Here is an 18,461-nt window from a genome sequence, read left to right as displayed (position 1 = left end):
AAAGGGAGGGGCAGGCGCCCGCCCCGGGAATGGGGCGGGTGGGGCGGGCGGGGTCGGGAAGCTCAGGCGCTGAGCTTTTCGTCCAGGGAGATATCGACCATGAGATCGTTGGAGAGCCGTTCCAGCTCGCCGGTGAGGCCGCGCACATCCAGTTCCGGCCCGGCCAGCAGGCTGACCTGGGCGTGGAAGAGGATTTCGGCGGACATGGGGGCACTGGAGGTGTGGGTGGCCAGCTCCTCCACATTGACGCCGTGGCGGGCCAGCACCTGGGAGACTTCGCGCACGATGCCGATGCGGTCGTGGCCCACCAGGGAAAGGCGCAGGCGGCGGCCCTTGGGGGCTTCCTGGCTTTCGGGGGAGCTTTCCACCGTCACCTTGAGCAGGGAGAGGCCGGCCAGTGCCTGCTGCAGGGCTGGGGCCTGCTCGGCCGGCACGCTGACCTTGAGGATGCCGGCGAACTTGCCCGCCAGGCGGGACATGGAGGATTCCAGCCAGTTGCCCTGATGGGCGGAGATGGCGGTGGACAGCTGCTCCACCAGGCCGGGGCGGTCGTCACCGATGACGGTGAGCACCAGGATCTGATCAGCCATGGTGGTAGTCCTCCACAGGGGCGCAAGCGCAGAAGAGATTGCGGTCGCCGTACACGTCGTCGATGCGGTTCACGCTGGGCCAGAACTTGTTCTCGGCCACCCAGGGCAGGGGATAGCAGGCTTCCTGACGGCTGTAGGGGCGGCTCCAGACCTCGTCGGCCAGATCCTTCTGGGTGTGGGGGGAGTGCTTCAGCGGGTTGTTGTCCGCCGGCCACTGGCCCGCTTCCACCTTGCGGATTTCGTTGCGGATGGCGATCAGGGCGTCGATGAAGCGGTCCAGCTCGGCCTTGGATTCGGATTCGGTGGGCTCCACCATGATGGTGCCGGCCACCGGGAAGCTCACCGTGGGGGCGTGGAAGCCGTAATCCATGAGGCGCTTGGCGATGTCGATCTCGGCGATGCCGGTGGCCGCCTTGATGGGGCGGATGTCCAGGATGCACTCGTGGGCGACGCGGCCGTTCTTGCCCCGGTACAGCACGGGGTAGTGTTCCTGCAGGCGGGCGGCGACGTAGTTGGCGTTGAGGATGGCCACCTGGGTGGCGGTCTTGACGCCCTTGCCGCCCAGCATGGCGATGTACATCCAGGAAATGGGCAGGATGGAGGCGGAGCCGAAGGGCGCCGCGGAAACCGCGCCCTGGCCCTTGTGCTTGCGCTCGGCAGGGCCGGTGGCCTGCACCGCATGGTCGGCCATGAAGGGCGCCAGATGGGCCTTGAGGCCAATGGGGCCCATGCCCGGGCCGCCGCCGCCGTGGGGGATGGCGAAGGTCTTGTGCAGGTTCATGTGGGAGACGTCGGCGCCGATGAAGCCGGGGGCGGTGAGGCCCACCTGGGCGTTGAGGTTGGCGCCATCCATGTACACCTGGCCGCCGTTGGCGTGCACGATGTCGCAGATATCCTTCACCGCTTCCTCGAACACCCCATGGGTGGAGGGGTAGGTGAGCATCAGGCAGGAGAGCTTGGCGGCGTGCTGCTCGGCCTTGGCCTTGAGGTCGGCCACGTCCACGTTGCCGTTGTCGTCGCAATCCACCACCACCACCTGCAGGCCGGCCATCTGGGCGGTGGCCGGGTTGGTGCCGTGGGCGGACTTGGGAATCAGGCAGATGTCGCGCTGGCCCTGGCCGTTGGCCTCCTGGTAGCGGCGGATGGCCACCAGGCCGGCGTATTCGCCCTGAGCGCCGGAGTTGGGCTGCATGCAGACGGCGTCGAAACCGGTGACGGTCTTCAGCCACTCGGCCAACTGCTCGATCATTTCCAGGTAGCCCTGGGCCTGATCCAGGGGGGCGAAGGGGTGGATGTCGCCGAACTCGGGCCAGGTGACGGGAATCATCTCGCTGGTGGCGTTCAGCTTCATGGTGCAGGAACCCAGGGATATCATGGAGTGATCCAGGGCCAGGTCCTTGTTCTGCAGCTTCTTCAGGTAGCGCAGCATCTCGTGTTCGGTGTGGTGGGTGTTGAACACGGGATGGCTGAGGATGGCGTCGGTGCGCAGCAGCTCGGCCGGCAGGGCCGGGTCGGCAGCGGCCACCTGGGCGTCCAGGGCCTCGATGTCGACTTTCACGCCGGCGATGAGCTGCAGCAGGGTGGCCACGTCTTCCCGGGTGGTCTTCTCGTTGAGGGCGATGCCGAGGCGGCCGCCCTCGATCAGACGCAGGTTGTAGCCAGCGTTCTGGGCGGCCTGGTACACGGTGAGGGCCTTGGCCCCCAGGTCCAGCTGCAGGGTGTCGAAGTAGCAGGCGTTGAGCTGCTTGATGCCGGCCTTGGCCAGGCCCGTGGCCAGGATGGCGGCCAGGCGGTGGATGCGGCGGGCGATGGTCTTGAGACCCTCGGGGCCGTGATAGACGGCATACATGCCGGCCATGTTGGCCAGCAGCACCTGGGAAGTACAGATGTTGGAATTGGCCTTCTCCCGGCGGATGTGCTGTTCCCGGGTCTGCAGGGCCATGCGCAGGGCCTTGTTGCCCCGGGCATCGACGGAGACGCCGATGATGCGGCCGGCCACGGAGCGCTTGTGCTCGTCCTTGCAGGCGAAGAAGGCGGCGTGGGGGCCGCCGAAGCCCATGGGAATGCCGAAGCGCTGGGAAGAACCCAGGGCCATGTCGGCCCCCATGGCGCCGGGGGATTTCAGCAGCACCAGGGCCATGAGGTCGCAGGCCACGGCGGTGACGGCGCCCTTGGCCTTGAGGGCGGCAATGGTGGCGGTGAGGTCGGTGACTTCGCCCTTGTCGTTGGGGTACTGCAGCAGGGCGCCGAAGACGTCCACCGTGGCGGCTTCTTCCACCGGCCCGAAGATCAGCTCGAAGCCGAAGTAGGCGGCCCGGGTCTTGACCACGTCGATGGTCTGGGGGAAACAGGCTGCGTCCACGAAGAAGCGGTTGGAGCCGGACTTGGAGACGCGGCGGGCCATGGTCATGGCCTCGGCGGCGGCGGTGGCCTCGTCCAGCAGGGAGGCGTTGGCCAGTTCCAGGCCGGTGAGATCGATGATCACCTGCTGGTAGTTGAGCAGGGCTTCCAGACGGCCCTGGGCGATCTCGGCCTGGTAGGGGGTGTAGGCGGTGTACCAGCCCGGGTTTTCCAGCACGTTGCGCAGGATCACCTTGGGTGTCAGGGTCTCGTGATAGCCCTGTCCGATGAGGGACTTCTTCACCACATTGCGGCCGGCCAAGGCCTTCAGGTCGGCCAGGGCCTCATGCTCGCGCCGGGGGGCGGGCAGGGGCCGGTCGGCGGGGAAGCGGATGGCGGCGGGCACGGTCTGATCCACCAGCTGATCAAGGCTGGCGGCGCCGATGGTGGCCAGCATCTGGCTCATTTCGCTGGCGCAGGGGCCGATGTGGCGGGCGATGAACTCGTCCTTCTGTTCCAGGGCGGAAAGGGACTGGGGCAGGGTATCGGACATGGGCAATCTCGGGAGGCGGAAAGAAAAAAGGGAAGGGGCTTTGCCCTTCCCTTGTCTGTTGGCTTATTCGCTGTCGGCCACGGCGCCGTAGGCGGCGGCATCGAGCAGGGCGCCCAGGTCGCCGGCGTTGGCCGGCTGCAGCTTGAACAGCCAGGCGGCGTAGGCGTCCTGGTTGAGGGTCTCGGGGGCGTCCACCACGGCCTCGTTGACGGCGGTGACGCTGCCGGCGATGGGGGCGTACACGTCGGCGGCGGCCTTCACGGATTCCACCACGGCGGCTTCCTGGCCGGCGGCCAGGGTCTTGCCCACTTCCGGCAGCTCGATGAAGACCAGGTCGCCCAGGGCTTCCTGGGCGTGGTCGGTGATGCCCACGGTGACGCTGCCGTCGCCTTCGAGGCGAACCCATTCGTGGCTCTTGGTGTACTTCAGATCGGCGGGAACGTTGGACATGGAACTCTCCTTAAGTTGAATGTGAATTCTGATTGCTGAAATCGGGGTGAATCAGGCCAAGGCCTTGCCGTGACGGGCGAAAACGGGTTTGACCACCTGGGCATTGAGCAGCTTGCCGCGGATGTCCACCTGCACGGTGTCGCCGAGGGCGACGCCCAGGGGCAGGCGGGCCAGGGCGATGGATTGTTCCAGGGTGGGGGAGAAGGTGCCGCTGGTGATTTCGCCTTCGCCCTGGCTCGTCACCACCTTCTGGTGGGCCCGCAACACGCCCTTGTCCAGCAGCTTGAGGCCGAGGAACTGGGCCTTCTGGCCGTTGGCGAGGAGGGCGGCCTTGCCGACGAAGTCCCGCTCGGACTTGAGGTCCACGGTCCAGGCCAGGCCGGCGTCCAGGGGGGAGACGGTTTCATCCATATCCTGGCCGTAGAGGTTCATGCCGGCCTCCAGGCGCAGGGTGTCCCGGGCGCCCAGGCCGCAGGGGCGCACGCCGGCGGCGATCAGGGCATTCCAGAAGTCCTCGGCCTTGGCAGCGGGGAGGGCGATCTCGAAGCCGTCCTCGCCGGTGTAGCCGGTGGTGGCAATGAAGAACTGGCCGATCTGGGTGCCGAAGAAGGGGGCCAGGTTTTCCGTGGCGGCCTTCACCTCGGGCAGCACCTGCCATACCTTGGCCTTGGCCTGGGGACCTTGCACGGCGATCATGGCCACGGCCTTGGGACCTTCGCGCAGGGGAATGACGGAGACGTCCAGCTGCCACTGACCCAGGAGCTGGTCCATCCAGGCCAGGTCCTTGTCGGCGGTGCCGGCGTTGATGACCACCCGGTAGTGGGTGTCGGTGAGGTAATAGACGATGAGATCGTCCACCACGCCCCCAGCCTCGTTGAGCATGGCGCTGTAGAGGGCCTTGCCCGGGACTTTCAGCTTGTCCACGTTGTTGGCGATGAGGCGCAGGAGGAAGGTCTTGGCGTCGGCGCCGGTAACATCCACGGCGCACATGTGGGAGACGTCGAACATGCCGCAGTCGTTGCGCACGGCATGGTGCTCCTCGATCTGGGAGCCGTAGTTCACCGGCATGTCCCAGCCGCCGAAATCCACCATGCGGGCATTGAGGGCACGGTGAGCCTTGTTGAGGACGGTTTGCTTCGTCATTTCAGTTCCTTGGGCGGGGCTGTGAAAGCCGATTCTGAAAACGAAAAAGGGGCGAGCCGGAAAATGCCAGACAGTTCTGGTTTCCGGCTCGCCCCCTCTGTCCTGCAACCTGAGAGTGTTGCGGCCCCCGTTCGTTCCACCCAAGGATGGAGAAACAGCGGCCGTTGCCCCCTTCGGTGGGCCGCCCGGACCGGGGGCCGCTCTCCAGAGATGTTCTGCCGCAAACGGTCCTTTTTGCCTGAGCGATTTCGGGGCTAGCGAATGGTGGATTGCGCCTTCGGCGGCAGCCCGTGGAAGCCGGGCCGCGCTCTCCCGTTTGCGCGGCGGACTATACCCAAAGGCAGGGGGCATGACAACAAGCCAGGGCGGCGCTGCCAGCGGCGTTTTGCCAGACCGCGCCAATGCTAGATTTCAGGCCGTCGCCCGGGTGCCTGACAAGGGCCTCCGGGAGGGCCGGGAGTTGGCCTGCTACATGGGTTGATAAATATTTGTTGAGAAGCACTTGCATTTGGATGGGTTCGTGATAATAATTCTCATTAGTTTGTTAGCCATCCATCTGTTCAGGAGCACCCGCCATGTATGTCTGTGTCTGCCACGCCGTTACTGATCGCCAGATCTCAGCGTCCGTAGCCATGGGCGCCTCCACGCTTGCCGACCTGCGCGACGAGCTGGGGGTGGGCACCTGCTGCGGCAAATGCGCCCGGGAAGTGCGCCAGCAGTTGCGCGACGAACTGGGCCAGTGCCGGGGCTGCGGCAAATGCGCTAACGCCAAGCATTGTTGAACCTCGGGTTGCGGTTCGGTCGGGCAGTCCGTTCCGCTTTTTCCCCTTGCCCTCGCGTCACATCGGCGCGGGGGCTTCTTTTTTGTGCCTTGTGCTAATCTACCGGCATCCATTCCCCAACGAATCAGGAGCCAGCCATGAAGGGCGATAAAAAAGTCATTCAGTACCTCAACAAGATTCTGGCCAACGAGCTGACCGCCATCAACCAGTACTTCCTGCATGCCCGCATGTACAAGAACTGGGGCCTGAAGAAGCTCAACGAACACGAGTACCACGAGTCCATCGACGAGATGAAGCATGCCGACAAGGTGATCGAGCGCATTCTCTTTCTCGAAGGCCTGCCCAATCTGCAGCAGCTGAACAAGCTGTTCATCGGCGAGAACACCAAGGAAATGCTGGAGTGCGACCTGAAGCTGGAACTGGCCGCCATCCCCCTGCTGCGCGAAGCCATTGCCTACTGTGAAGGCGTGGCCGACTACGTCACCCGGGATCTGCTGGAAGACATCCTGGAAAGCGAGGAAGAGCATGTGGACTGGCTGGAAACCCAGCTGGAGCTGATCGCCAAGGTGACCCTGCCCAATTACCTGCAGTCCCAGATGCACGACGACTGAGTCCTGCGCCACCACACCCGGGGCCGGCCTGTGCCGGCCCTTTTCATTTGCCTGCCATGAAACCGAGCCGAGTCGAATATCTCTCCCTGCGCGGCCGTCGCCAGGCCCTGCGCCGCTGGGGGCCTGCCGAGGCGCCGCCCCTGGTGTTGCTGCACGGCTGGATGGACGTTGCTGCCTCCTTCCAGTTCGTGGTGGATGCCCTGAGTCGGGAGTGGTCCGTGCTGGCACCGGACTGGAGGGGCTTCGGCGACAGCCAGGAAAATCGGGGGCCCTACTGGTTCGCCGATTACCTGGGTGATCTGGATGCCATGCTGGACAGCCTGTTCCCCCGGCAGGCCGTGCCCCTGGTGGGGCACAGCATGGGCGGCAACGTGGCCTGCCTGTACGCCGGATTGCGGCCCCAGCGGATCAGTCACCTGGTCTCCCTGGAAGGTTTCGGTATCAATGACATGGTCCCGGCCCAGGCGCCGGAACGCTTGTCGGCCTGGCTGGATCAACTGGCTGCGCCGCCCTCACTCCATGCCTACGCCGACCGGACCGCCCTGGCATCCCGCCTGCGCCGGGACAACCCGCGCCTGACACCTGCTCGGGCCGAGTTCCTGGCCACCCATCTGGGGCGTGTCGACGATGACGGGAGTGTGAAGTGGGCCGGCGATCCCTGGCACAAGGCCGCCAGTCCGCTGCTCTACCGGCTTGAGGAAGCCAAGGCCTGCTGGCGCCGGGTCCAGGCGCCCACCCTGTGGGTGCGGGGAGCGGAAACCTCTTTCCTCAAACGCTTTCATATAGACGAGGGCGACTATCGGGAACGCCTGGGCTGTTTTGCCTCGGCCCGGGAAGCCGTGGTGGCCGATGCCGGCCACATGCTGCATCACGATGCGCCCGAGGCGGTGGCAGCGCTGCTGGAGTCCTTCATCACGGCCTGAGGCCAAGGGGCGGCGCGGCCCCTGTGCTATGATTCCGCGCTTTCCTGCTGTCTTGGGGCGCCTTTGTCGCGACCTGCCGATGTCTGACCTGAACTGGGATTTCCACTGCCACTCCACCGCTTCCGACGGCCTGCTGCCGGCGGCCGAAGTGGCGCGCCGCGCCGCCGGCAACGGGGTGCAATTGCTGGCCCTGACCGACCATGACGATCTGGCCGGCCTGCCCGCCGCCCGGGCTGCGGCGGAGGAAATGGGCATGGGCCTGGTCAATGGCGTGGAAGTTTCCATCGAATGGGAAGGCCTTTCCATCCACGTGGTGGGCCTGGGCTTCGATGCCGCCAATCCGGTTCTGAACGAGGGGCTGGCCGGCATCCGCAGCGGCCGGGTGGAACGGGCCAGACGCATGGCCGAGGCCCTGGACGCCATTGCCATCCGCGGCGCCTTCGAGGGCGCCATGGCCTATGCGGAAAACCCCAACCTGATTTCCCGTGCCCATTTCGCCCGCTATCTGGTGCAGATCGGCCTGTGCAAGGACGTGCACAACGTCTTCGACAACTACCTCACCCCGGGCAAGCCCGGCTACGTGGAGCATCGCTGGGCTTCCCTGGAGGATGCTGTCAGCTGGATTCGTGCCGCCGGCGGTGTGGCCGTGGTGGCCCATCCGGGGCGCTACAAGATTTCCAATGCGGCCTTGCGCCGTTTTCTGGGCCAGTTCAAGGATGCGGGCGGGGAGGGCATCGAGGTGGTGACCGGCAGCCACAGCCCCGACCAGATCCATCATTTCGCCCGCCTGGCCCGCCATTACGGCTTTCTCGCCTCCCGCGGCTCCGACTTCCACGGGCCGGAGGAGAGCTATACCGACCTGGGGCGCCTCTCGCCCTTGCCGGACGGCCTCACGCCCATCTGCTCCCGTTTCGTCTGATCATCCACGCCATGGCCGAATATCTTTCCCTCCATCCCGACAATCCCCAGCCCCGCATGCTGGCCAAGGCCGCCCAGGTCCTGCGGGAGGGGGGGCTGATCGCCTTTCCCACTGACTCCTGCTATTCCCTGGCCTGCCATCTGGGCGACAAGGAGGCCCTGGATCGGCTGCGGGCCATCCGCGGCGTCGATGACCGGCACCACATGACCCTGATGTGCCGCGACCTGTCCCAGATCGCCCACTTTGCCCGGGTGGACAATGCCCAGTACCGCCTGCTCAAAACGGTCACGCCGGGCAGTTACGTGTTCATCCTGGAAGGCACCAAGGAACTGCCGCGACGGGTGATGCACCCCAAGCGCAAGACCATCGGTCTGCGGGTGCCCGACCATCTGGGCGCCCTGGCCCTGCTGGAGGAGTTCGGCGAGCCCCTGCTCACCGCCACCCTGCAGCTGCCCGGGGATGAAGCGCCTCTCACCGAAGGCTGGGAGATCCAGGACCGTCTCGACGACCAGCTGGAGCTGATCCTGGATGGCGGCCATTGCGGCACCGAGCCCACCACCGTCATCGACCTCACCAGCGGGGCACCGGAACTGGTGCGGGCCGGCCGCGGAGCGCTGGCCCCCTTCGGTCTCTGACCGGCACGGCCGACCGGAGCCGGGTCGGTCCCTTTGGTAGAATCCCCCCTTTATTACGCTGACGCGCCATGGACCAACTGATCCAGACTCTTGCCATTGCAGCCCTGCCGGTGATCTTCGCCATCACCCTGCACGAGGCCGCCCATGGTTATGTGGCGCGCCACTTCGGTGACCTGACGGCCTATGCGGCGGGGCGCATCAGCCTCAATCCCCTGCGCCACATCGATCCGGTAGGCACCATCCTGATTCCGGTGCTGATCCTGCTCTTCTCCGGCGGTAGCCTGCTGTTCGGCTATGCCAAACCGGTGCCCGTGGATTTCGGCCGCCTGCGCCGTCCCAAGCAGGACATGCTGTGGGTGGCCGCCGCCGGCCCCCTGGCCAACCTGGCCATGGCCATCGGCTGGGGTTGCATGCTCAAGCTGGCCCAGCTGCTGCCGGTGAATGCCTATACCCTGCCCCTGGAGCGTATGGCCGACCTGGGCATGGATGTGAATATCGGCCTGATGCTGCTCAACCTGCTGCCCATTCCGCCCCTGGATGGCGGCCGCATCGCCGTCAGCCTTTTGCCCTACCGCCAGGCCGTCGCCTTTTCCCGGGTGGAGCCCTGGGGCTTTCCGATCCTGATCCTGCTGCTCTTTTCCGGCGTGCTGGCCAGCATCCTTTATCCGCTGATGGGTATCATGCGTTACCTGTTGGCCCTGATTTTCAATTTCCAAGCCTGAGACAAACATCACCATGTACGCGGAACGAGTCCTTTCCGGCATGCGCCCCACGGGCAGCCTGCACCTTGGCCACTACCACGGGGTCCTGAAGAACTGGGTCAAGCTCCAGCACGACTATCCCTGCCTGTTCTTCGTGGCCGACTGGCATGCCCTGACCACCAGCTACGACCAGCCGGACATCATCGAAAAGGCCGCCTGGGACATGGTGATCGACTGGCTGGCCGCCGGCGTGGACCCCAATCAGGCCACCATCTTCATCCAGTCCCGGGTGCCCGAGCACGCCGAACTGCACCTGCTGATGTCCATGATGACGCCCCTGGGCTGGCTGGAGCGGGTGCCGACCTACAAGGACCAGATCGAAAAGCTCTCCCACAAGGACCTCACCACCTACGGTTTCCTTGGCTATCCCCTGCTGATGTCTGCCGACATCCTGGTGTATCGCGCCAACCGGGTTCCCGTGGGCGAGGACCAGATTCCCCACCTGGAGTTTTCCCGGGAAATCGCCCGCCGCTTCAACCATCTCTACGGCCGGGAGCCCGGCTTCGAGGAGAAGGCCCTGGAAGCGGTGAAGAAGCTGGGTGGCAAGGTGGGCAAGCGTTTCAACGAGCTGCGTACCCGCTTCCAGCAGGACGGCGATGCTGCCGCGGTGGAGGAGGGCAAGCGCCTGGTGAACGAGGCCCAGAGCCTGTCCCTGGTGGATCGGGAGCGCCTGCTGGGTCATCTGGAAGGCACCGGCAAGATGATCCTGGTGGAGCCCGATGCCCTGCTCACCGAGGCTTCGCGCATGCCCGGCCTGGACGGGCAGAAGATGTCCAAGTCCTACGGCAACACCATCACCCTGCGGGAGGATGAAGCCTCCGTCACCCAGAAGGTCAAGCGCATGCCCACCGATCCGGCCCGGGTGCGCCGCACCGACGCCGGCAATCCGGACAAGTGCCCGGTGTGGCAGCTGCACCAGGTCTATTCCGACGGGGCCACCAAGGAGTGGGTGCGCCAGGGCTGCACTTCCGCCGGCATCGGCTGCATCGAATGCAAGCAGCCGGTGATCGACGGCATCCTCAAGGAACAGGCGCCCATGCGGGAGCGGGCCCAGGTCTATCTGGACAATCCGGCCCTGGTGCGGGAGATCGTCAACGACGGTTGCGCCAAGGCCCGCCGCCTGGCCCAGGAAACCATGACCGATGTGCGCGCCGCCATGGGCCTGAACTACGCCTGACATGAGCGATACTCCGGTCCTCGACGACATTCCGGCCCCCCAGGCGGCGCCGGCCCAGGAGGCCCTGGCCCGCATCTACGGCCAGCCCCTGGAGCAGCTGCCCCTGGACCTGTACATCCCGCCCGACGCCATGGCGGTGATGCTGGATGCCTTCGAAGGCCCCCTGGACTTGCTGCTGTACCTGATCCGCAAGGCCAACGTGAATGTGCTCGACATTCCCATGGCGCCCCTGACGCTCCAGTACCTGGAGTACGTGGAAGCCATGCGCTCCCAGAACATGGAGCTGGCGGCCGACTATCTGGTGATGGCCGCCATGCTCATCGAGATCAAGTCCCGCATGCTGCTGCCCCGGGCCAAGCAGGCGGAAGAGGACGAGGTGGAGGATCCCCGGGCCGAACTGGTGCGCCGCCTCATCGAATACGAGCAGATGAAGCTGGCGGCGGTGCGCCTGAACGAGCATCCCCAGGCCGAGCGGGACTTCGTCTGGGTCGAGACCTGGGTGGAAAAATCCCAGATGCAGCGTTTCCCCGACGTGTCGGTGGCGGACCTGCAGCAGGCCTGGCAGTCCATCCTGCGCCAGGCCCAGCTGCATACTTCCCACAAGGTGCAGCGGGAAGAGCTGTCGGTGCGCGAGCACATGGGCCTGATCCTGCGCCAGCTGAAGGAAGCGGACGGCTTCGTCGAGTTCATCCACATGTTCGACGTGGAGCTGGGCGCCCCTTCCGTGGTGGTGCATTTCCTGGCCATGCTGGAGCTGGCCCGGGAGCGGCTGATCCGCATCACCCAGGCCGAGGCCTTCATGCCCATCTACGTGCGCCTCGCTATTGCCGACGACGCGGAAACGCCCCTGACCGAGGAAGAGGCGGGGCAGATAGTCGAAATCCCTGCGGAAGAAGGAGAGGGCGATGCCCCAGTTACCGTCTAACCCCGCCGAGATCAAGCGCATCCTGGAAGCGGCCCTGTTGGCCGCCCAGCAGCCCCTCTCGGTGTCCGAACTGCGCCAGATGTTCGATGGCGAGCTAGCGCCGGAAGTGGTGCGCAAGCTGCTCGACGAGCTGCGGGAGGAGTGGAGCGAGCGCACCGTGGAGCTGGTCCAGCTGGCCACCGGCTGGCGCTTCCGCACCCGCACCGAGTACATGCCCTATCTGGAAGCCCTCAATCCGGAAAAGCCGCCCAAGTATTCCCGGGCAGTCCTGGAGACCCTCTCCATCATTGCCTACCGCCAGCCCGTGACCCGGGGCGACATCGAGGACATCCGCGGCGTCACCGTCGCCACCCAGGTCATCAAGGCCCTGGAAGAGCGGGGCTGGGTCGATGTGGTGGGCTACCGGGATACCCCGGGCCGTCCCGCCCTGTTTGCCACCACCAAGAAATTTCTCGACGATCTGGGGCTGCGCAGCCTGACCGAGCTGCCGCCCCTGGAACAACTCAATCAAACACTGGAATTAAGCGATGCCTCCTAAGCCTCCCCGTAAGCCTGCCGCACCCAAGACGGGCCAGGCACCCCGCCGCAGCCCTGCCGGCGGCCGTCCGCGCCGGGATGACGGCGCCGAGTGGGTGGAGGGTTCCGACCCCGCTCCCCATGGTCGTCGCTCAGGCAGCACTGGCGCGGCTTCTGGCCGGCCTGGCCCGAAACCCGCGCGGGACGCGGCAAAGCGGACACCGTTCCGTGCGCCCACCCGTCCCCGTCCCGAGCCTGTCGCCGCCGTGGAGGAAGTAGAGGAGCTGGAAGCGCCCCGTCCCCGTCGCGGTGCCGGCCGCAATGCCCCTGCGCCCCGCGCCGTCGGCCGCAGCGGCCGCAATGCGCCGGTGGAGGCCAAGCCCGAGCGCCTGCACAAGATCCTGGCCCAGAGCGGCGTCGGTTCCCGGCGCGACATGGAGGAGTGGATTGCCGCCGGCCGCGTCACGGTCAATGGCAAGCCGGCCGAAGTGGGCCAGCTGGTGGGGCCGGAAGACAAGGTCAAGGTCAGCGGCCGCCTGGTGCATCTGCGCTTCGGCTCCCTGCGCCTGCCCCGGGTGGTGCTCTACCACAAGCCCGAAGGCCAGATCGTCTCCCGCGACGACCCGGAAGGCCGTGACAGCGTCTTCGACTTCCTGCCACGCATGCGCGGCAGCCGCTGGGTGGCGGTGGGGCGGCTGGACTACAACACCAGCGGCCTGCTGCTGTTCACCAACTCCGGCGACCTGGCCAACCGGCTGATGCACCCCCGCTACAACCTGGAGCGGGAGTACGCGGTGCGGGTGCTGGGCGACCTGGACGACGCCACCCTCAAGCAGCTGGCCGCCGGCATCGAACTGGAAGACGGTCCGGCCCGCTTCACCACCCTGCTGGACGCGGGCGGCGAGGGGGCCAACCACTGGTACCGGGTGACCTTGTCCGAAGGCCGCAACCGGGAAGTGCGGCGTATGTTCGAAGCCGTAGGGGCCACGGTGAGTCGCCTGATCCGCGTGCGTTACGGCCCCTTCGTCCTGCCGGCCCGTCTCAAGCGGGGCAGCACCATGGAACTGACGGACATGGATGTGGCCAAGCTGATGCGGGAATTTGGCCTGCCGGCACCGGAAGTGATCCAGAAGCGGGACAAGCGTACCCGGAAGTGATTTCGGGCCGCAGCGGCCCGATCCGCGGCTACCCCCAGGGTCGTTTGGAGCCCGGGTAGCGGCTTTCCGGCAGGAAAGCCGTTGTCCGGGCTGTTGTTTTCCGATATAATTCAAAAGTTTTCATCGTCCTGCCCAGCTTTGGGCGGGTAACTTTTTGGATGGGCGTTTCGCCCATTTTTTATTTGTAGCGCATGGATCTGCACTCATTAGTTGAAAATACGGTCACCGGCCTGGGTTACGAGCTGGTGGACCTGGAACTGACGCCCCGGGCCCGGGTTATCCGCGTCTTTATCGACCAGCCTGAAAAGGAGGGCGGTATCGGCGTGGAGGATTGCGTTGCCGTGAGCAACCAGCTTTCCCGCGTGCTGATGGTGGAAAACATCGATTACGACCGGCTGGAGGTTTCCTCCCCCGGTCTCGACCGGCCTTTGAAGAAGCTGGCCGATTTCGATCGCTTTGCCGGTCAGGAAGTGCATATCCGCTTGCGCGTGGCGCTGAACAACCGGCGCAACTACAACGGCATTCTCATGGGCGTGCGCGACGGCAAGGTCTGCGTGCGCCTGATTGACAAGAACAGCGGCAAGGAAGAGGGCGAAGTGGCCCTCGAGCCGGGCAATATCGACAAGGCCCGGCTGGAGCCGAAGTTTGATTGATGGCGGGTTGAAGGCAGATACGAGGAGAGAAAAGCAATGAGCCGCGAGATTTTGTTGCTGGTGGATGCACTGGCGCGCGAAAAAAACGTTGCCAAGGATGTGGTGTTCGGCGCTCTGGAGTCGGCCCTGGCATCCGCTACCAAGAAGCGTATTAACGACGAAGCCGACGTGCGCGTCGTGATCGACCGCAATACCGGCGAGTACGAGTCCTTCCGCCGCTGGCAGGTGGTGGCTGACGAAACCTACGTCAACGAGTTCCTGGAAATGCCCCTGTCCGAAGCCCAGAAGCAGGACGAAGGCGTGGAAGTCGGCGACGTGATCGAGGAATCCCTGGAGCCCATCGACTTCGGCCGTATCGGCGCCCAGGCCGCCAAGCAGGTCATCCTGCAGCGCATCCGCGACGCCGAGCGGGAGCAGATTCTGGCCGACTTCCTGGAACGCAAGGAACACATCGTTTCCGGCACCATCAAGCGCATGGAGCGCGGCAACGCCATTATCGAAGCCGGCAAGATCGAGGCCCTGCTGCCCCGGGACCAGATGATCCCTAAGGAAAACCTGCGCGTCGGCGACCGGGTCAAGGCCTTCCTGCTGCGTATCGATCGCAATGCCCGCGGTCCCCAGATCATCCTCTCCCGCACCGCGCCGGAATTCATCATCAAGCTGTTCGATCTGGAAGTGCCCGAGATCGAAGACGGACTCATGGAAATCAAGGCTGCCGCCCGGGATCCCGGCATGCGAGCCAAGATCGCCGTGAAGTCCAACGATCCCCGCGTGGATCCGATCGGTACCTGCGTCGGCATGCGCGGTACCCGCGTCACCGCCGTCACCAACGAACTGGCCGGCGAGCGCGTGGACATCGTGCACTGGTCCCAGGACCCGGCCCAGTTCGTCATCGGCGCCCTGGCTCCGGCCGAAGTCAGCTCCATTGTGGTTGACGAGGAAAAGCACAGCATGGACGTGGTGGTGGACGAGGCCAACCTGGCCATCGCCATCGGCCGCGGCGGCCAGAACGTGCGCCTGGCCTCCGAACTGACCGGCTGGAACATCAACCTGATGACCCAGGAAGAGTCGGAAAAGAAGGTGGAAGCAGAAACCGCTGCCACCCGTGTGCTGTTTATGGAAAAACTGGATGTGGACGAGGAAGTCGCCAACATCCTGATCGACGAAGGCTTCTCCACCCTGGAAGAAGTTGCCTATGTGCCCCTGGCGGAAATGCTGGAAATCGAGGCCTTCGACGAAGATACGGTGAACGAGCTGCGTAACCGCGCCCGTAATGTGCTTCTGACCGAAGCCATCGTCACCGAAGAGCAACTCGAAGGTGTGGAAGATTCCCTTTTGGCCCTGGACGGTATGGACAAGTCCCTGGCTGCCAAGCTGGCTTCCGGCGGTGTGAAAACCCTGGACGACCTGGCCGACCTGGCTGTGGATGAACTCACCGAAATTACCGGCATTGACGCAGATCGCGCCAAGCAACTGATTACCAACGCCCGCTCGCACTGGTTCGAGTGAGAGGGAAGGGAGAGAAGTAAATATGGCGCAAACCACCGTATCCCAATTTGCCGCCGAGCTGAAAATGCCGGCCGCTGTTCTTCTGGAACAGCTACAGAAAGCCGGCGTCAGCAAGCAAGCCGCTGAAGATCAGCTCTCCGAGCAGGACAAGACCCGTCTGCTCGACTACCTGCGCAGCAGCCACGGCGAAGCCCAGGGCAAGAACAAGATTACCCTGACCCGCAAGCAGACCAGCGAGATCAAGGCCCAGGATTCCACCGGCAAGACTCGTACCGTCCAGGTCGAAGTGCGCAAGAAGCGCGTCCTGGTCAAGCGTGAAGCCGGCGAAGGCGTGGTCGAGGCAGCAGTCGAAGAAGCCCAGCAAGCTGCCGTCCAGGCTGAGCCGGTTGTCGAGCCCGTGGCTGCACCCGTGGTCGAGGCCGCGCCCGAACCTGTGCCCGAACCCGTGGTGGAAGTTGCTCCCGAACCCGCACCCGAACCTGTGCCCGAACCCGTGGTGGAAGCCGCTCCCGAGCCCGTTGCTGCTCCGGCTGAGGAGCCCGTGGCTGCCGCCGAGCCTGCTCCGGCTGCCGCGCCGACCCGTACCAAGGTGGTCAAGCGCAGCATGGTTTCCGTCATCGGCGAAGCCGAGATGAAAGCCCGGGAAGAAGAGGCCCGTCGCCACCAGGCCCTGCTGGAACACCAGCAGCGGGAATACCAGGAAAAGCAGGCCCGCGCCGCCGAACTGGTGCGCCTGCGGCGTGAAGCCGAGGAAAAGGCCGTGGCCCTGAAGGCCGCCGAAGCTGCCAAGAAGGCGGCGACCGCCCACCAGGTGGCCCAGCCGGCAGACGACAAGCCCGCCGACCGCACCCTGCACAAGCCCGCCGGCAAGCCCGGCGACGCCAAACCCGGTGCCAAGAAAGAAGGCGGCTGGAACGACGGCAACAAAAAGCGTCCCGGTCTCAAGACCCGTGGCGGCGATGCCAACAGCGGCTGGCGCAGTGGCGGCGGCAAGCATGGCAAGCGCCATGGCGGCGGCAACGACGAAGCCCATGCCTTCCAGGCGCCGACCGAACCCATCGTGCGTGAAGTGCATGTGCCCGAAACCATTTCCGTGGCCGATCTGGCCCACAAGATGGCAGTCAAGGCCACCGAGGTGATCAAGACCCTGATGAAGATGGGTTCCATGGTCACCATCAACCAGGTGCTGGACCAGGAAACCGCCATGATCGTGGTGGAAGAAATGGGCCACAAGGCACTGGCGGCCAAGCTGGATGATCCGGATGCCTTCCTCGACGACGCCGTCGAGCATGTGGATGTGAAGCAGGAGCCCCGCGCCCCGGTGGTGACCGTGATGGGTCACGTGGACCACGGCAAGACCTCCCTGCTCGACTACATCCGGCGCACCCGCGTGGCTTCCGGCGAAGCCGGCGGCATTACCCAGCACATCGGCGCCTACCACGTGGAAACTCCCCGCGGCATGGTGACCTTCCTCGACACCCCGGGTCACGAGGCCTTCACGGCCATGCGGGCCCGCGGTGCCAAGGCCACCGACCTGGTGATCCTGGTGGTGGCGGCTGACGACGGCGTCATGCCCCAGACCAAGGAAGCCATCCACCACGCCAAGGCGGCCAATGTGCCCCTGGTGGTGGCGGTGAACAAGATCGACAAGCCCGAAGCCAATCCGGACCGCGTCAAGCAGGAACTGATTGCCGAAGGCGTGGTGCCGGAAGAGTACGGCGGCGATTCCCCCTTCGTGCCGGTGTCCGCCAAGAAGGGTACCGGTATCGACGACCTGCTGGAGCATGTGCTGCTGCAGGCCGAAGTGCTGGAACTGACCGCGCCCAAGGATGCTCCGGCCAAGGGCATCATCATCGAAGCCCGTCTGGACAAGGGCAAGGGCCCCGTGGCCACCATCCTGGTGCAGTCCGGCACCCTGAAGCGGGGCGACATCGTCCTGGTCGGTCAGGTGTTCGGCAAGGTGCGCGCCATGCTGGACGAGAACGGCAAGCCCATCGACCAGGCCGGTCCTTCCATCCCGGTGGAAATCCAGGGCCTGTCCGACGTGCCGGCTGCCGGCGAGGAAGCCATGGTGCTGGCCGATGAGCGCAAGGCCCGTGAAATCGCCCTGTTCCGTCAGGGCAAGTTCCGCGAAGTGAAGCTGGCCAAGCAGCAGGCCGCCAAGCTCGAATCCATGTTCGACAACATGGGCGAGGGCGCCGCCAAGTTCCTGCCGCTGATCGTCAAGTCCGACGTGCAAGGCTCCCAGGAAGCCCTGGTGCAGTCCCTGAACAAGCTGTCCACCGACGAAGTGCGGGTAAACGTGATCCACGCGGCGGTCGGTGCCATTACCGAAACCGACGTGAACCTGGCATCTGCCTCCAAGGCCGTCATCATCGGCTTCAATACCCGTGCCGATGCCGGCGCCCGCAAGGCGGCCGATACCTTCGGCGTGGATATCCGCTACTACAACATCATCTACGACGCCGTGGATGAGGTGAAGGCAGCCCTGTCCGGCATGCTGTCCCCGGAAAAGCGGGAACAGATCACCGGTCTGGTGGAGATCCGTCAGGTCTTCCGCATTTCCAAGGTCGGTTCCATCGCCGGTTGTCTGGTGCTGGAAGGCGTGGTCAAGCGCAATTCCCGCGTCCGTCTGCTGCGCAACAACGTGGTGCAGTGGGATGGCGAGCTGGACTCCCTGAAGCGTTACAAGGATGACGTGAAGGAAGTGAAGGGCGGCTTCGAGTGCGGTCTGTCCCTGAAGAACTTCAATGAAATCGAGGAAGGCGATCAACTGGAAGTGTACGAAATCCAGGAAATCGCCCGGAGCCTGTAAGG

Annotated in this window: 17 protein-coding genes and 1 riboswitch; of the genes, 13 read left to right on the top strand and 4 right to left on the bottom strand. The window is 65.1% G+C overall.

Annotated elements, in window-relative coordinates:
- Window positions 1–62: 62 nt before the first annotated feature.
- From EV678_RS03895 to gcvT, 4 genes are all read right to left on the bottom strand, one after another.
- Entirely contained in the window at window positions 63–590 is a 528-nt protein-coding gene (locus EV678_RS03895; RefSeq protein ID WP_130458575.1) for a glycine cleavage system transcriptional repressor, read from the bottom strand.
- Window positions 583–3,483 carry an aminomethyl-transferring glycine dehydrogenase gene (gcvP, locus tag EV678_RS03890; RefSeq protein ID WP_130458574.1) on the bottom strand — a complete coding sequence of 967 codons (2,901 nt, stop codon included), beginning with the start codon at window positions 3,481–3,483 and terminating at the stop codon, window positions 583–585. Before gcvP ends, EV678_RS03895 begins: the two co-directional genes overlap by 8 nt.
- A gap of 63 nt (window positions 3,484–3,546) precedes the next feature.
- Entirely contained in the window at window positions 3,547–3,933 is a 387-nt protein-coding gene (gcvH, locus tag EV678_RS03885; RefSeq protein ID WP_130458573.1) for a glycine cleavage system protein GcvH, read from the bottom strand.
- A gap of 51 nt (window positions 3,934–3,984) precedes the next feature.
- Window positions 3,985–5,076 carry a glycine cleavage system aminomethyltransferase GcvT gene (gcvT, locus tag EV678_RS03880; protein WP_130458572.1) on the bottom strand — a complete coding sequence of 364 codons (1,092 nt, stop codon included), beginning with the start codon at window positions 5,074–5,076 and terminating at the stop codon, window positions 3,985–3,987.
- Between the two features lie 215 nt (window positions 5,077–5,291).
- Window positions 5,292–5,401, bottom strand: a riboswitch (glycine riboswitch).
- 250 nt (window positions 5,402–5,651) lie between these two features.
- On the opposite strand from gcvT, the gene EV678_RS16450 reads away from it, so the two are divergent.
- From EV678_RS16450 to infB, 13 genes are all read left to right on the top strand, one after another.
- Window positions 5,652–5,858: a (2Fe-2S)-binding protein gene (locus EV678_RS16450; RefSeq protein ID WP_014237762.1), complete on the top strand. Its 207-nt coding sequence runs from the start codon at window positions 5,652–5,654 to the stop codon at window positions 5,856–5,858.
- Between the two features lie 137 nt (window positions 5,859–5,995).
- Window positions 5,996–6,469, top strand: a complete 474-nt coding sequence (bfr, locus tag EV678_RS03870) for a bacterioferritin (RefSeq protein WP_014237761.1) — start codon at window positions 5,996–5,998, stop codon at window positions 6,467–6,469.
- A 56-nt stretch (window positions 6,470–6,525) separates the two neighbouring features.
- Complete coding sequence (locus EV678_RS03865) at window positions 6,526–7,392, top strand: alpha/beta fold hydrolase (RefSeq protein WP_130458571.1); 867 nt, start codon at window positions 6,526–6,528, stop codon at window positions 7,390–7,392.
- Window positions 7,393–7,471: 79 nt separating this feature from the next.
- Window positions 7,472–8,311, top strand: a complete 840-nt coding sequence (locus EV678_RS03860; protein ID WP_130458570.1) for a 3',5'-nucleoside bisphosphate phosphatase — start codon at window positions 7,472–7,474, stop codon at window positions 8,309–8,311.
- 11 nt (window positions 8,312–8,322) lie between these two features.
- The gene (locus EV678_RS03855) at window positions 8,323–8,946 is read left to right on the top strand and encodes an L-threonylcarbamoyladenylate synthase (RefSeq protein ID WP_014237758.1); all 624 of its coding nucleotides are present in this window, start codon (window positions 8,323–8,325) and stop codon (window positions 8,944–8,946) included.
- Between the two features lie 68 nt (window positions 8,947–9,014).
- Window positions 9,015–9,668: a site-2 protease family protein gene (locus EV678_RS03850; RefSeq protein WP_014237757.1), complete on the top strand. Its 654-nt coding sequence runs from the start codon at window positions 9,015–9,017 to the stop codon at window positions 9,666–9,668.
- Window positions 9,669–9,681: 13 nt separating this feature from the next.
- Window positions 9,682–10,884: a tryptophan--tRNA ligase gene (locus EV678_RS03845; protein WP_014237756.1), complete on the top strand. Its 1,203-nt coding sequence runs from the start codon at window positions 9,682–9,684 to the stop codon at window positions 10,882–10,884.
- 1 nt (window position 10,885) lies between these two features.
- Entirely contained in the window at window positions 10,886–11,809 is a 924-nt protein-coding gene (locus tag EV678_RS03840; RefSeq protein WP_014237755.1) for a segregation and condensation protein A, read from the top strand.
- A complete protein-coding gene (gene scpB / locus EV678_RS03835) occupies window positions 11,790–12,347 on the top strand; it encodes an SMC-Scp complex subunit ScpB (protein WP_014237754.1) in 558 nt (185 codons plus the stop codon). The genes EV678_RS03840 and scpB overlap by 20 nt, the downstream gene beginning before the upstream one ends.
- Window positions 12,348–12,591: 244 nt before the next feature.
- Window positions 12,592–13,482: a 23S rRNA pseudouridine(2605) synthase RluB gene (rluB, locus tag EV678_RS03830; protein WP_412784071.1), complete on the top strand. Its 891-nt coding sequence runs from the start codon at window positions 12,592–12,594 to the stop codon at window positions 13,480–13,482.
- A gap of 191 nt (window positions 13,483–13,673) precedes the next feature.
- The gene (rimP, locus tag EV678_RS03825; RefSeq protein WP_014237752.1) at window positions 13,674–14,135 is read left to right on the top strand and encodes a ribosome maturation factor RimP; all 462 of its coding nucleotides are present in this window, start codon (window positions 13,674–13,676) and stop codon (window positions 14,133–14,135) included.
- Window positions 14,136–14,171: 36 nt separating this feature from the next.
- Window positions 14,172–15,644, top strand: coding sequence for a transcription termination factor NusA (nusA, locus tag EV678_RS03820; RefSeq protein ID WP_014237751.1), 1,473 nt, complete (start codon window positions 14,172–14,174; stop codon window positions 15,642–15,644).
- Window positions 15,645–15,666: 22 nt separating this feature from the next.
- Window positions 15,667–18,459 carry a translation initiation factor IF-2 gene (gene infB / locus EV678_RS03815; protein ID WP_014237750.1) on the top strand — a complete coding sequence of 931 codons (2,793 nt, stop codon included), beginning with the start codon at window positions 15,667–15,669 and terminating at the stop codon, window positions 18,457–18,459.
- Window positions 18,460–18,461 lie beyond the last annotated feature (2 nt).

The sequence above is a fragment of the Azospira oryzae genome, assembly GCF_004217225.1.
Classification (GTDB): Bacteria; Pseudomonadota; Gammaproteobacteria; order Burkholderiales; family Rhodocyclaceae; genus Azospira; species Azospira oryzae.
The sequence above is the reverse complement of the archived record's forward strand: the minus strand, read 5'-3'. Positions and strand labels throughout refer to the sequence as shown.

Bases quoted from the DNA above. Each gene is read 5' to 3' on its own strand.
- EV678_RS03895 (WP_130458575.1), bottom strand. From the start codon at position 590: ATGGCTGATCAGATCCTGGTGCTCACCGTCATCGGTGACGACCGCCCC.
- gcvP (WP_130458574.1), bottom strand. From the start codon at position 3,483: ATGTCCGATACCCTGCCCCAGTCCCTTTCCGCCCTGGAACAGAAGGAC.
- gcvH (WP_130458573.1), bottom strand. From the start codon at position 3,933: ATGTCCAACGTTCCCGCCGATCTGAAGTACACCAAGAGCCACGAATGG.
- gcvT (WP_130458572.1), bottom strand. From the start codon at position 5,076: ATGACGAAGCAAACCGTCCTCAACAAGGCTCACCGTGCCCTCAATGCC.
- EV678_RS16450 (WP_014237762.1), top strand. From the start codon at position 5,652: ATGTATGTCTGTGTCTGCCACGCCGTTACTGATCGCCAGATCTCAGCG.
- bfr (WP_014237761.1), top strand. From the start codon at position 5,996: ATGAAGGGCGATAAAAAAGTCATTCAGTACCTCAACAAGATTCTGGCC.
- EV678_RS03865 (WP_130458571.1), top strand. From the start codon at position 6,526: ATGAAACCGAGCCGAGTCGAATATCTCTCCCTGCGCGGCCGTCGCCAG.
- EV678_RS03860 (WP_130458570.1), top strand. From the start codon at position 7,472: ATGTCTGACCTGAACTGGGATTTCCACTGCCACTCCACCGCTTCCGAC.
- EV678_RS03855 (WP_014237758.1), top strand. From the start codon at position 8,323: ATGGCCGAATATCTTTCCCTCCATCCCGACAATCCCCAGCCCCGCATG.
- EV678_RS03850 (WP_014237757.1), top strand. From the start codon at position 9,015: ATGGACCAACTGATCCAGACTCTTGCCATTGCAGCCCTGCCGGTGATC.
- EV678_RS03845 (WP_014237756.1), top strand. From the start codon at position 9,682: ATGTACGCGGAACGAGTCCTTTCCGGCATGCGCCCCACGGGCAGCCTG.
- EV678_RS03840 (WP_014237755.1), top strand. From the start codon at position 10,886: ATGAGCGATACTCCGGTCCTCGACGACATTCCGGCCCCCCAGGCGGCG.
- scpB (WP_014237754.1), top strand. From the start codon at position 11,790: ATGCCCCAGTTACCGTCTAACCCCGCCGAGATCAAGCGCATCCTGGAA.
- rimP (WP_014237752.1), top strand. From the start codon at position 13,674: ATGGATCTGCACTCATTAGTTGAAAATACGGTCACCGGCCTGGGTTAC.
- nusA (WP_014237751.1), top strand. From the start codon at position 14,172: ATGAGCCGCGAGATTTTGTTGCTGGTGGATGCACTGGCGCGCGAAAAA.
- infB (WP_014237750.1), top strand. From the start codon at position 15,667: ATGGCGCAAACCACCGTATCCCAATTTGCCGCCGAGCTGAAAATGCCG.